The sequence below is a fragment of the Aeromonas sp. NJAU223 genome (assembly GCF_051125555.1).
GTDB classification, from domain to species: domain Bacteria; phylum Pseudomonadota; class Gammaproteobacteria; order Enterobacterales; family Aeromonadaceae; genus Aeromonas; species Aeromonas veronii_G.
On sequence record NZ_CP144204.1, the window covers coordinates 391,951 to 405,000 of the forward strand.

Sequence of the window (13,050 nt, forward strand, 5' to 3'; positions counted from 1 at the left end):
TGCCATGACAAGGATACAGTTATGCGCGGCCTTGCCCGTGCTCGCCAGCTTGCTCCTCGGGGGGTGTGCCACCCATATCGGCTCCCCGGAGCCGGAGGAGAAGGCGACCCTGATGCCAAGATCCATCTCCTACAAGGAGCTCATCAGCCTGCCCAAGCCCAAGGGCAAGATAGTGGCGGCGGTCTACGATTTTCGCGACCAGACCGGCCAATACCTGCCGGCGCCCGCCTCCAACTTCTCCACGGCCGTGACCCAGGGCGGTGTCGCCATGCTGAGCACGGCGTTGTGGGATTCCCAGTGGTTCGTGCCGCTGGAGCGGGAAGGGCTGCAGAACCTGCTGACCGAGCGCAAGATAGTGCGCGCTACCCAGAACAAGCCCAACGTGCCCGGCAACAACCAGCAGCAGCTTCCCTCGCTGGTGGCGGCCAATATCCTGATCGAAGGGGGCATCGTGGCCTATGACAGCAATGTGCGGACCGGCGGGGCGGGGGCCAAGTACTTTGGCATCGGTGCCAGCGGGGAGTACAGGGTCGATCAGGTCACGGTCAACCTGAGGGCGGTGGATATCCGCTCCGGCCGCATCCTCAACAGCGTGACCACCTCCAAGACCATCCTCTCCCAGCAGGTGCAGGCCGGGGTGTTCCGCTTCGTCGAGTACAAGCGGCTGCTGGAGGCGGAGGCGGGCTTCAGTACCAATGAACCGGTACAGATGTGCGTCATGTCCGCCATCGAATCGGCGGTGATCCGGCTCATCGCCAACGGGGTGCGAGACAACCTCTGGCAGCTTGCCGACAATCGCGATCTGGAAAACCCCATCCTGCAGGGCTATCTGCAAGACAGCGCCCCCATCCTGTGATCCGGATGCGCGGCGTGCGCTGCGCAAGTCGACGTGAGAATGACAGACCTTCAGGGGTCTGTTTTTTTTATGCCCGGCACCTCTTGACCGCAACCCTGCCTGCCCCATCAACGGACTCAGCATGAGCTCACACTTTCTGCTCAGAAAATGACCGCTTGAGAATCATTCTCGAATCAGCTTTGTGCCTGATAGCCGCCTTTCAGGGGGCTGGTGATACTGGTTCGGCACTCCAAAAAGGTAATCAACGATGAAATACCTGCATCGCTTCCTGTTGACCCTGAGTCTGCTCGGCCTGCCCGTGCTGGCGCAGGATCTGGCGTCGCTGAATGAACTCGGCACGGGCAATGAGCTCGAGCTGGTTCAGCGTGGGGACGCCAATCAGGCACAGCTTTGGCAACTCGGATCGGACAACGAGCTGCAACTCGGCCAGCAGGGTAATGACAACCGGCTGCGTCTGGTGCAACGGGGCTCACAGCAGTCCCTGAGTCTGGATCAGGTCGGCGATCAGCACTGGGTCGAGGCCGTGCAGCTTGGCGTGGGCAACAGCGCCGAGCTGTATCAGGCGGGCATCGGCAACCAGATCTGGCTATGGCAGCAAGGAGTGGATAACCAGGCCTGGATCAGCCAGAGCGGATATGACAATCGGGCGCGGGCCGTGCAGCTCGGTGATGGCAACCTGGCCAGCATAGAGCAGAACGGCACCAGTCTGTCGGCCACCGTCATTCAGGCGGGCGCCAACCAGCAAGTGAAAATCGTTCAAACCAACTGAGCTTCGGCTCACCGCAAAGCACGAGAGGGAAATCATGTTCAAACGTACCATTATCGCCTCTGCCGTATTACTGGCGACTTCCAGTGTCTGGGCCGCTTCCGCCAACAACCAGGCGACGGTTGCCCAGTCCGGCAGCAACAACCTGGCCACGGTCGAGCAGATCGACAACAGCAACCACAACGAGGCCAGCATCAGCCAGATCGGGGCTGACAACCAGGCGAAAACCGTCCAGAAGAACACCAGCCAGTCTGACGCCAAGGTGGCCCAGACCGGCGCGGGCAACGATGCCCTGGTGACGCAGGAGTCCAGCACCGCCGGATCCCTCGCCGAGGTGGCGAGCACGGGCAACTTCAACGTCGCCACCGTGACCCAGCAGGTGTTCAACGAAGGCTCCCATGCCTCGGTGAATCAGGTCGGCAATCACAACGTCGCCGATGTGAAGCAGGACAACGGTGATGGTGCCAGCTCCATCGTGAGCCAGGTGGGCAACAACAACGATGCCAGTATCGACAACTACTGGTCCGATAAAGCCATTGCCAATGTCAGCCAGACCGGCAATGACCATGAGGCCCGGGTCTCCCAGCAGATCGCCGACGGGGCGGAAGCCCAGGTGAGTCAGAGTGGCAACCTGAACAAGGCGACTGTTACCCAGGCCACTGGCAGCTATGGCTACACCTACCCGGAAGGTACCCTGGCCAAGGTGACCCAGTCTGGCAACGGCAACGAGGCCGTGGTCGATCAGCGTGACCTCGACAACAAGGCCTATGTCACCCAGAGCGGCGTCGACGGCTATGTGAAGACGGCGCAGTCCGGCTCGGCGGCCGGTGAAGGCAATACCCTGACGGCCATTCAGGGCGGGATTGGCGAGAGTGCGACCCTGACCCAGACCGGCAACCGCAACGACATCCAGAGCAACCAGGCGGGGCAGGATGACGTGCTGACCATCCTGCAGTCGGGCGATGACAACCGGGCGATTGCCTATCAGAACGGTCTGGGCGAGCAGGCCAGCATCATTCAGGTCGGGGACGGCAACGAGGCCGATACCGAGCAGCGCGGCGCGGGCAACCAGGCGCGGGTGGATCAGCTGGGTGACGGCAACGAGGCTGTGGTCAAACAGCTGGCGAGCAGTACGGACGGGGTTGTAGCCATCGATCAGCAGGGTAACGACAACTACGCCAATGCGGTGCAGGAAGCGGGCAGCAACAACCAGATCGCCATCGATCAGACCGGGGATCGCAACCAGGTGGCGGCCGCCCGTGACGTGGAAGGCAAGGGCGCCTGGACCTGGGGCTTGGACAACGAGCTGACCGTGACCCAGACCGGCAACGACAACTGGGCCTATGCCGATGCCTCCCACTCCGGGTCGACCGTTACCGTGACCCAGACTGGCGAGCTGAACAACGCCTCCGTCGAATCCTATCTGGGGAGCGACAACGTGCTGACCGTCAGCCAGACCGGCAACCATCATGTGGCCGATGTCTATGTCAACGCCGGCAGCAATGGCGGTGGCAACCTGGTCGACGTGGTCCAGACCGCCAGCTACAACACGGCCCAGGTCGATGTGTATGGCAGCAACAACACGGCCTATGTCTATCAGGGCGGCAATTGATGAGTCTGTGTGCATCCGGGGGCCTGCGGGCCCCTTTCTCGTTGGGGGTGGGTCGGCGCCGGGGGTTGCATGCCAGATGGGCAGGCGCCCTGCTCTGCCTCTGCGCCCTGATGCCGGTGCAGGCCGCGCTGCAAGGTCCGGCCCCCGAGGTCACTCTCAATGCCTTGCAGGACAAACATGGCCTCTCGCTGGCACCCATGCTGCTGAGCCAGCAGGGGCAAACTCTCTATTTTCGGCTGGATCTCTGGAGCCAGAGCGGGGCCGGACAGAGCCATCAACAGCAACGAGGACGGCTCGTGCTGGCGGCGGATCGCCCCCATGGACTGGGGCGACTGACCCTCGGCTTGAGCTGCCCGTATCACGTCAGGTTCAGGCTGCAACTGTGGCAGGAGGAGCGATTGCTGAGTGAAACAGAGCGACCCTTCCAGTGCGGGTCGACCCCATGATTTCCGCTGCTAACTGTCTATTCATCCAGTAGTCTCTATGCCATACTGGTTCGCTCTGGTTTGTGTATCGAGCGTGCAAGAAGATGGAAAAAATCGTGATTCGGGGTGCCCGCACCCACAATCTCAAGAACATCAACCTGATCCTGCCCCGCGACAAGTTGATCGTGGTGACGGGTCTGTCCGGATCCGGCAAGTCTTCGCTGGCGTTCGATACTCTCTATGCCGAGGGGCAGCGCCGTTACGTGGAGTCTCTCTCCGCCTATGCCCGCCAGTTCCTCTCCCTGATGGAGAAGCCGGACGTGGATCATATCGAGGGGCTCTCCCCAGCCATCTCCATCGAGCAGAAATCCACCTCCCATAACCCGCGATCCACCGTGGGCACCATCACCGAGATCTACGACTATCTGCGTCTGCTGTTTGCGCGGGTAGGTGAACCCCGCTGTCCGACCCACGCCATCCCGCTCACCGCCCAGACCATCAGTCAGATGGTGGATCAGGTACTGGCCCAGCCGGAAGGCAGCAAGCTGATGTTGCTGGCCCCCGTGGTGCGTAACCGGAAGGGGGAGCACACCAAGCTGCTGGAGAACCTGGCGGCCCAGGGTTACATCCGTGCCCGCATCGACGGCGAGGTGTGCGATCTCTCCGATCCCCCCACCCTGGAGCTGCACAAGAAGCACACCATCGAGGTGGTAGTGGACCGCTTCAAGGTGCGCGACGACCTGGCTCTGCGTCTGGCCGAATCCTTCGAGACGGCGCTGACGCTCTCCGGCGGCATCGTGCTGGTGGCCCCCATGGACGGTGAAGAAGGGGTGGAACCCATGACCTTCTCCGCCAACTTCGCCTGCCCAGAGTGTGGCTACTCCATGTCGGAGCTGGAGCCGCGGATCTTCTCCTTCAACAACCCGGCCGGCGCCTGCCCCACCTGTGACGGCCTCGGGGTACAGCAATATTTCGATCCCGCCAAGGTGATCAGCGATCCGGGCCAGAGTCTGGCTGGTGGCGCCATCCGAGGCTGGGACAAGCGCAGCTTCTACTACTTCCAGATGCTCAAATCCCTCACCGAACACTACAAGTTCGATCTGGAAAGCCCCTGGGAGGATCTGCCCCTCAAGACCCAGGAGGTGATCCTGCGGGGCTCCGGCAAGGCCGAGATCGAGTTCCGCTACATGAACGATCGCGGCGATGTGGTGGTGCGCAAGCACCCGTTCGAGGGGATCCTGCACAACATGGAGCGCCGATACCGGGAAACCGAGTCCAACTCGGTGCGGGAAGAGCTCTCCAAGTACATTGCCAACAAGTCCTGCACCAGCTGCGGTGGCAGCCGGCTGCGGGAAGAAGCGCGCCACGTGTTCGTGGACAACCGCAACCTGCCCGCCATCGCCGAACAATCCATCGGCGATGCCCTGGCGTTCTTTGCCGGTATCAATCTCACCGGCCAGCGCGCCCAGATCGCCGAGAAGATCTTGAAAGAGATCGTCGAGCGACTCGGTTTCCTGGTTAACGTGGGCCTCAACTATCTGAGCCTCTCCCGCAGCGCCGAAACGCTGTCCGGCGGTGAGGCCCAGCGGATCCGGCTGGCGAGCCAGATCGGCGCCGGTCTGGTGGGGGTCATGTATGTGCTGGATGAGCCCTCCATCGGTCTGCACCAGCGCGACAACGAGCGATTGCTCAAGACCCTGACTCATCTGCGCGATCTCGGCAATACGGTGATAGTGGTAGAGCACGACGAGGACGCTATTCGCCTCGCCGACCACGTGCTCGACATCGGCCCCGGCGCCGGGGTGCACGGCGGTGCCATCGTTGCACAAGGGACGCCGGCAGAGATCATCGCGAATCCAGAGTCCCTGACCGGTGACTACCTGTCCGGCCGCAAGCAGATCGCCATCCCTGCCGAGCGCACGCCACTCACCGGCAAGTGGTTGAAATTGAAGGGGGCGAGCGGCAACAACCTGCGCAACGTCAACCTGGATCTGCCCATCGGGGTGATGACCTGCGTCACCGGTGTTTCAGGTTCCGGCAAGTCGACCCTGATCAACGACACCCTGTTCCGCATTGCCCATCGGGAGCTGAACAAGGCCACCGAGTCGACCCCGGCGCCTTATCGCAGCGTGGAAGGGCTGGAACATCTGGACAAGGTGGTAGACATCGATCAGAGCCCCATCGGCCGTACCCCGAGATCCAATCCGGCGACCTATACCGGCCTGTTCACCCCCATCCGCGAACTGCTCTCCGGCACCCAGGAGGCGCGCTCCCGCGGCTACCAGCCGGGCCGTTTCTCCTTCAACGTCAAGGGAGGGCGTTGCGAGGCCTGCCAGGGGGACGGGGTCATCAAGGTGGAGATGCACTTCCTGCCGGATGTGTATGTGCCCTGCGACGTCTGCAAGGGCAAGCGCTACAACCGCGAGACCCTGGAGGTGAAATACAAGGGCAAGAACATCCACGAAATCCTGGAGATGACGGTGGAAGACGCGCGCGAGTTCTTCGACCCCGTACCGGCGGTGGCGCGCAAGCTGCAAACCCTGATGGACGTGGGCCTCTCCTACATCCGTCTCGGTCAGTCGGCCACCACGCTCTCGGGCGGCGAGGCGCAGCGGGTCAAGCTGGCACGGGAGCTCTCCAAGCGGGACACCGGCCAGACCCTCTACATCCTGGATGAGCCGACCACGGGCCTGCACTTCCACGACATCCAGCAGCTGCTCAAGGTGCTGCACCAGTTGCGGGACAGAGGCAACACCATCGTCATCATCGAGCACAATCTGGATGTGATAAAAACCGCAGACTGGATCGTCGATCTGGGGCCGGAAGGGGGGTCTGGCGGTGGCCGCATCCTGGTCACCGGCACGCCGGAGGAGATGAGTCGCTGCAAGGAGTCCCACACGGCGCGCTTCCTGGCACCGCTGCTGGGAAAATAGAGCGAGCAAGACGAACAAGGGGCCTTTATGGCCCCTTTTTCATGGGGGCTCAAGGCCGGAAAATCTCGAGGGAGGTGGCTGACAGGGGTCAGTGGGTCAGCATCAGGAAGGCGAGGGCAACCACGAAGCCCAGCAAAATAAACAGGAAGGAGCCGATGCCCCAGATGGCTGCCAATATACCCAGTATTTTGTCTTTTCGAGTCTGTGGTTTCATAAATCTTCTATTACAGCCTGCTTACACCACATTAATAAAATACGCCGTCAGCGACAGTTAAACAACATCCAGGCGGGGTAGTCAGCAAATTAAACATATATTTCATTGGTATTTATAGCGCGATTTATAAATGCGTTCCATGTATAAGTGTATGTATACAATGTAGTTTTTATTGGAGGCTGATGGTTTCGTGATCAAGCAAAGTTGCGGTGTCAATCCATCTATTTCTTGATAACTATTGAGCTAAATCAATAACTCTTCATTCACATCCTTTTATAGTTTTCGCGCTTACAACATAGAAAGAAAACAAAAAAAGGGAATTAAGTGATGAAAAAGATCCTTCCTCTGGTAATCGCAGCCGCCTTTGCTTCCCCCCTCGCCATGGCACACCAGGCCGGTGATATCCTGGTGCGTGGCGGGCTGGCATTTGTCTCCCCCCAGACCAGCAGCGACGATGTGCTGGGCACGGGTGAGCTGGATATCGACAGCAACATGCAGCTGGGGCTGACCCTCTCCTACATGATCACCGACAACTGGGGCGTCGAGCTGCTGGCGGCAACGCCCTTCTCCCACTCGGTATCGACCCCGGGGCTGGGTGAAGTGGCCAAGGTCAAGCACCTGCCGCCGACCCTGATGGCGCAATACTATTTCGGCGATGCCAACAGCAAGGTGCGTCCCTACATAGGGGCGGGCGTCAACTACACCTTCTTCTTCGACGAAGAGGGCCGCGGCGCACTGGATGGCACCGATGTCAGCGTCGACTCCTCATGGGGGTTGGCGGGTCAGGTGGGGCTGGATATGGCCATCAACGACCGCTGGTTCGTCAACGCCTCCGCCTGGGTCATGGACATCGACACCGATGTGCATACCGCGGTGGGCACCATCAACACCTCCATCGACCCGGTCGCCTTCATGTTCGGCGTTGGCTACCGCTTCTGATCCCCATCGGATTGGCCCATCGTGGCCAACTAACCCAGCACGTCTCTTTGGCCCGGCACAGCCCGGGCCTTTTCTATTCACGGCCGGACGACGTCTTCACGGCAGAATCCTCCCGGGCCAAGAGGTCTTCATCAGGACTGCCAGCGGCACAGACTGCCGATGCGGGCGACGGGGACGAAGCCCAGGCTGCGATAGATGCGCTGGGCATGATAATGCTCGTCGGCAACTATGATGAGGCGTTCGACCTGCGTCAGACCCTGGCGTGATACCTGGCTCAGCAGCTGACGACAGAGCCCGCGGTTGCGCCAATCCCTGTGGGTACGCACCAACTGGAAGCGTCCCTGGGTGGCGGTGAAGAAGAGACCGCAGCTGGCGAGCAGCTCGTCCCCTTGCCAGATCCCCCACCATTGCCCCAGCCCATCGGCAATCATGCCCTGATAGAGATTGCGCCGCGCCTGCAGATACGTGAGGTAGTGTTCGGCGGGGTGAGCCGGCTCCCGCTCGGCCATCTCCAGCGCCAGCCAGTCATCCCAGTCTGCGGTGGTGAAGGGACGCGCGGGGGCAAACGTCGTCTGGGCCGGGGCCTGCCAGCGAGAGGGCTCCAGCGCCAATACAACGCACTCCATGTATTGGTAGCCCGAGGCCACGAAGCCCGCGACCCGGCTGTTCTGCCCCTCGGCAAGGGGCCACTGGAAGGTGCGGTGACGGATCCTGGGATCCTGGCCTATCCAGTGATCGAAACTGGCTTCGAGCCAGCCCTTGTCACGGTCATTGGGTGGGGAGGGGAGCAGCAGATAGTTGCCGAAGTAGTAATCCGGCGCCGACGGGGTACGCACAGCCCAGAACTGGCCGTGATCCCTGACCTCGCCTTGATAGCGGTCAAACAGCAAGTCGGTGGCAAAGCCGGGGTGATCTTCCATGATGGATTCCTGCAAGTGACTCAAATGATTATCGGCAGGAGGAGGGGAAAGTTAAAAAAAGGCCGGGAAGACCCGGCCAAACAATCACACGCAGATTCAGAACGTCCTAGACGATCCGCCCGCATCATAGCGTGCCTGAGATCATTTTGGGATGGGGGTTCATGTTTACTTAAGTCGAATTGCCGAATAAAAAAACCATCGATCCGAAATTCGATGCAAATCGATGTTGACTTTGATCGGTTTTCTCATAAAGATAGCAAGACGTTTAGACGTCCAAACATCCGTTTTGACGTACCAAAGCAGATGGCAGGACAGGGAGAGAACAGATGGGATTTCACAGCGCGCGTCAGGTTGAGGCTCTCAACCAGAGTCTGGCGGATTTGGGTAACAACATTTCGGTCAGCTTCGAATTCTTCCCCCCCAACAGCGAAGGGATGGAAAATACTCTGTGGCAATCCATCGAGCGGCTGCAGGTGCTGGAGCCCAAGTTCGTCTCCGTGACCTATGGCGCCAACTCGGGTACCCGGGATCGCACCCACAAGGTGATCAAGGACATCAAGGAACGCACCGGTCTCATCGCCGCGCCGCACCTGACCTGCATCGATGCCAGCCGCGACGAACTGCGCACCATCGCCCGCGACTACTGGAACAGCGGCATCCGTCATATCGTCGCCCTGCGCGGTGATCTGCCGCCCGGTGTCGACAAGCCGGACATGTATGCCACCGACCTGGTTGCCCTGCTCAAGTCCGAGGCGGATTTCGATATCTCGGTGGCAGCCTATCCCGAGGGCCACCCCGAGGCACGCAGCGCCCAGTCCGATCTGCTGAGCCTCAAGCGCAAGATCGATGCGGGTGCCAACCGTGCCATAACCCAGTTCTTCTTCGACGTGGAGACCTACCTGCGTTTTCGGGATCGCTGCGCCGCCATCGGTATCGACGCTGAAATCGTGCCGGGGATACTGCCGGTCTCCAACTACCAGACCCTGGCCAAGTTCGCCGGTTTCACCAACGTGAAGATCCCGCGCTGGATGCATCAGCGCTTCGAAGGGCTGGACAATGACCAGACCACCCGCAACATGGTGGGGGCCAGCATCGCCATCGATCAGGTGCGAGTGCTGAGTCAGGAAGGGGTGAAGGATTTCCACTTCTATACCCTGAACCGCTCCGAGCTGACCTACGCCATCTGCCACACTCTGGGGGTGCGGCCCAAGTCCCAGGTCTGATCCCGGCAGGCAGCGCAATGAAAAAAGCCAATGAGTCACCTCATTGGCTTTTTTGCTATGGCCGGGCGTTAGGGCCGGGTCGGCTGTATCTCCTTGGGCTCCAGAGTAATGATGGCATTGCCGGCGGCCCCCGGATACTGGTCATAACGCTGGTCTTGCTCCAGGGTGTAGAAGGTATCCAGGTAATCGTCGTTGTTGGTCATCCAGGAGTCAGGCAGGGCCTTGACGATGCGGCCACCGAGGTCGAGGAAGGGCAGGGCTTCCGGCACGCCGCCGGCGGTGAAGCCGAGTTTGAGCGCCTCGATCAGCAGGGCGCTCAGCTCCTTGTAGTTGACGTTGTCATCCTGCTCCATCATGACGAGATCGACGGCCCCCCAGCGATAGCGATCCCAATACACCAGGATCTGGTTCGGGCTGTAATCCGTGTTGTCGTAGTCGAGATAAGGCATGTCGACGATATCCACCACGGGCTCATCCCGGCTGGGATTGACGCCAGCCACCACGGCGTAGACTTCGGCGGCCCCGAGCAGCCAGGGCTCCTGGTCATCGCTTAGTCTGATCTTCTTCAGGATGCTGGTTTTAAGGGGGGTCGTGCTGCTTTGTGCCATCGGGGCAGCTTGCAACTCTGCGACGGCCAGCGCTTTTCGCATCACCTGCAGCCCGGCGTTCTTGGCTTTGACGGGATCGGCCTCCACCACCAGAACCGGCCGTGCCGGCGCTTGGTTCACATCGAGATAGACGGGGTTGCCAGCCGTATCGAAGGCTTCGATGGCGCTCCAGCTCTGTTCATCGCCACTGGGCACATAAGCGATGAGCGGTTCACTCCCTTGCTTGAGTGCAGTCGCCTGCTCGGGGTTGGCCAGCCTCAGCTGCATCAGCTGCTTGACCTCTCCCTCCAGCCCCTGCCGGCTGATGGCCGCCTGGTCGGCTGCCACGGCCTGCCGCTTCAACCTGGGGCTGGCTTTTTGCAGCAGATCCGGCAGCGGGGCCTGGTAGTGCTGATTGGCGAGCAGGGGATGCAGGTTCTTGTGTTGCAGCGCCAGCTCCCGCGCCAATTCCCTGTCCCGATCGGCGGCGTGAGCCGCGGTGGTGCCCAGCAGGGCCAGTAATAATATGACAGCCTGATTCCTCATTATCTTTCTCCAGTATTGAGTCTGACGAGGCACATCCCGGGAAGAATGGACGCCTCCAGCCCACTAGACGGCAATGAGTTTCAGCTGTGAACAATATTCTCCGAATTATGTGCGGAGTCTCACTGGGGTCTCCCCAGATGGTCAGGTCAGCCGCGCAGTCGATTGACTTGATGCAGGACTATGCCGATCAGCAGGCCCCAGCAGGCGGAACCTATGCCGAGCAGGGTGATCCCGGAGGCGGTGATGATGAAGGTGAGCAAGGCGGCTTCCCGCTCCTCATCCTGCTGCAGCGCTCCCTGCAGGCTGCTGCCTATGGTGCCGAGCAGCGCCAAACCGGCCACGCAGGTCACCAGCGCATTGGGGAAAGCGCTGAACAGTGCCACTACGGTGGCCCCGAAGCAGCCGGTGAGGAGGTAGAAACAACCGGCCCAGACGGCAGCGGGCCAGCGGCGGTTAGCATCGGGATCCACCTCTTTGCCCATGCAGATGGCGGCGGTGATGGCGGCGAGGTTGAAGGTATAGCCGCCGAAGGGAGCCAGCAACAAGCCGGTCAGGCCGGTCCAGGTGATGAGGGAAGAGGTGGCGGGCTGATAACCGTGGGCCCGCAGGATGGCGATGCCGGGCATGTTTTGCGAGGTCATGGTGACGATGAACAGCGGCAGGGCTATTCCCAATAAGGCATCAAGGGAGAATGTCGGGGTGGTCCAGACCGGGCTGGAGAGTTGCCAGCTGACGCTGCTCAACTGCAGTTCCCCTCTGAGGGTGCAGAGCAGCATGCCGGTCACCAGTACCAGCACCATGGTATAGCGTGGCAAGCAGTGACGACCTATCAAAAATGCTGCCAACAGAGTTCCCAGTAGCAAGGGATCCTGCGGTGCGACCTTGAACAGGTCGAGCCCGAAACGGAGCAGCACCCCGGCCAGCATGGCGGCGGCAAGAGGGGCGGGAATGTGGCGCATCAGCCGATCGAACCAGCCACTGATGCCACACAGGGTGATCAGCAAGGAGGAGATGGCGAAGGCGCCGATGGCCTCCGCCAGGCTGAAGTTTCCCAGACTGGTGATGAGCAGGGCGGCGCCGGGGGTGGACCAGGCGGTCAATACGGGAACGCGATAATAGAGGGAGAGGCCGATGCAGCTCACCCCCATGCCAATCCCAAGGGTCCATAGCCAGGAGGAGACCTGGGCGGCATCGGCTCCTGCGACGGTTGCCGCCTGAATGATCAGTACGACGGAGCTGGTATAGCCAACCAGCACGGCGATCAGGCCTGCGGCCAGATGGGGTAGGGCGAGGGGCATGGGACTTCCTTGTGCAGGCTGGCGGCCTGTGCGTTATTGCGTACAATGTGATCCTGACTATAGCCTTGTGCGTTATTACGCACAAGATGGTGGAAGAAGATGTCGGGGAGGAGTGATGCAAGAGATGAGTCAGCACCTGGCGACACGGTTGAAGGCACTGCGTGCCGAGCTGGGTTGGAGTCTGGATGCCGCCGCCCGGGAAACCGGGGTCAGCAAGGCCATGCTGGGGCAGATTGAGCGGGGGGAATCGAGTCCGACGGTGGCGACCTTGTGGAAGATTGCCACCGGTTTTCGCGTATCCTTCTCCAGCTTCATCGAGCCCGCCCCGAATGAGCAGGAGCGGACCCTCTATCGCGTCGCCGATGCCATTCGCCAACAGCCGGCGGGGGAAGGCATGCAGGTGGCGCCGCTCTTTCCCTATGAGGGGCGATTCGGGTTCGAGCTGTTTGAGCTCACCTTGCTACCCGGTTATCAACGGGAGTCCGAACCCCACGAACCGGGCGTCACCGAGCATGTGATCGTCATCAGTGGCGCCATGGAGGTGCTGACTGACGGAGAGTGGCGGGCTCTGGAACAGGGAGAGGCGGTACGTTTTGCTGCCGACCGTCCCCACGGGTATCGCAATCTGGGGATTGCTCCCGCCGTCTTCCACAACCTGATCCACTATCCCGCCCGCTCCTGATGGATTAGCCCGGGCGCCCATCCGCCCTCGGGCTCATCAGTATGGGGGT

Annotated in this window: 13 protein-coding genes (1 of these 13 only partly in view); 8 read left to right on the top strand and 5 right to left on the bottom strand. The window is 61.0% G+C overall.

Features of this window, described 5'->3' with window-relative positions:
- Positions 1–4: 4 nt before the first annotated feature.
- The 5 genes from VZC39_RS01865 to uvrA all read left to right on the top strand — a co-directional run bounded on the left by VZC39_RS01865 (position 5) and on the right by uvrA (position 6,592).
- Positions 5–856, top strand: coding sequence for a CsgG/HfaB family protein (locus VZC39_RS01865; protein WP_349920746.1), 852 nt, complete (start codon positions 5–7; stop codon positions 854–856).
- A 247-nt stretch (positions 857–1,103) separates the two neighbouring features.
- On the top strand, positions 1,104–1,625 hold the full coding sequence (locus VZC39_RS01870) for a curlin (RefSeq protein ID WP_434665274.1): 522 nt from the start codon (positions 1,104–1,106) through the stop codon (positions 1,623–1,625).
- 34 nt (positions 1,626–1,659) lie between these two features.
- Positions 1,660–3,234, top strand: a complete 1,575-nt coding sequence (locus tag VZC39_RS01875; protein WP_434665277.1) for a curlin — start codon at positions 1,660–1,662, stop codon at positions 3,232–3,234.
- Positions 3,234–3,680 carry a curli-like amyloid fiber formation chaperone CsgH gene (gene csgH, locus VZC39_RS01880; RefSeq protein WP_434665279.1) on the top strand — a complete coding sequence of 149 codons (447 nt, stop codon included), beginning with the start codon at positions 3,234–3,236 and terminating at the stop codon, positions 3,678–3,680. The genes VZC39_RS01875 and csgH overlap by 1 nt, the downstream gene beginning before the upstream one ends.
- Positions 3,681–3,763: 83 nt before the next feature.
- Positions 3,764–6,592 carry an excinuclease ABC subunit UvrA gene (gene uvrA, locus VZC39_RS01885; protein WP_434665281.1) on the top strand — a complete coding sequence of 943 codons (2,829 nt, stop codon included), beginning with the start codon at positions 3,764–3,766 and terminating at the stop codon, positions 6,590–6,592.
- Positions 6,593–6,680: 88 nt separating this feature from the next.
- On the opposite strand, the gene VZC39_RS01890 is transcribed toward uvrA, so the two are convergent.
- The gene (locus VZC39_RS01890) at positions 6,681–6,806 is read right to left on the bottom strand and encodes a hypothetical protein (protein ID WP_349920751.1); all 126 of its coding nucleotides are present in this window, start codon (positions 6,804–6,806) and stop codon (positions 6,681–6,683) included.
- A gap of 327 nt (positions 6,807–7,133) precedes the next feature.
- Here VZC39_RS01890 and VZC39_RS01895 point away from each other — a divergent pair, with 327 nt between their 5' ends.
- The gene (locus VZC39_RS01895) at positions 7,134–7,745 is read left to right on the top strand and encodes an OmpW family outer membrane protein (RefSeq protein WP_349920752.1); all 612 of its coding nucleotides are present in this window, start codon (positions 7,134–7,136) and stop codon (positions 7,743–7,745) included.
- A 131-nt stretch (positions 7,746–7,876) separates the two neighbouring features.
- Here the strand turns inward: VZC39_RS01895 and VZC39_RS01900 are convergent, their stop codons facing one another.
- A complete protein-coding gene (locus VZC39_RS01900) occupies positions 7,877–8,665 on the bottom strand; it encodes a GNAT family N-acetyltransferase (RefSeq protein WP_434665284.1) in 789 nt (262 codons plus the stop codon).
- A gap of 326 nt (positions 8,666–8,991) precedes the next feature.
- Here VZC39_RS01900 and metF point away from each other — a divergent pair, with 326 nt between their 5' ends.
- Positions 8,992–9,888, top strand: a complete 897-nt coding sequence (gene metF, locus VZC39_RS01905) for a methylenetetrahydrofolate reductase (RefSeq protein ID WP_349920754.1) — start codon at positions 8,992–8,994, stop codon at positions 9,886–9,888.
- A 68-nt stretch (positions 9,889–9,956) separates the two neighbouring features.
- Here metF and VZC39_RS01910 read toward each other — a convergent pair whose 3' ends face one another.
- Entirely contained in the window at positions 9,957–11,021 is a 1,065-nt protein-coding gene (locus VZC39_RS01910; RefSeq protein ID WP_349920755.1) for a DUF3103 family protein, read from the bottom strand.
- Positions 11,022–11,167: 146 nt separating this feature from the next.
- Positions 11,168–12,319: a benzoate/H(+) symporter BenE family transporter gene (locus tag VZC39_RS01915; protein ID WP_434665287.1), complete on the bottom strand. Its 1,152-nt coding sequence runs from the start codon at positions 12,317–12,319 to the stop codon at positions 11,168–11,170.
- Between the two features lie 115 nt (positions 12,320–12,434).
- Between VZC39_RS01915 and VZC39_RS01920 the strand changes: the two genes are divergently transcribed.
- On the top strand, positions 12,435–13,001 hold the full coding sequence (locus tag VZC39_RS01920) for a helix-turn-helix domain-containing protein (protein ID WP_434665289.1): 567 nt from the start codon (positions 12,435–12,437) through the stop codon (positions 12,999–13,001).
- A 4-nt stretch (positions 13,002–13,005) separates the two neighbouring features.
- Here the strand turns inward: VZC39_RS01920 and VZC39_RS01925 are convergent, their stop codons facing one another.
- Positions 13,006–13,050, bottom strand: the 3' portion of a protein-coding gene (locus VZC39_RS01925; RefSeq protein ID WP_434665291.1) for an NnrS family protein. It continues 1,152 nt past the right edge of the window; only the last 45 of its 1,197 coding nucleotides appear in the window; its start codon lies beyond the right edge, outside the window — the gene reads right to left on this strand; the stop codon is at positions 13,006–13,008.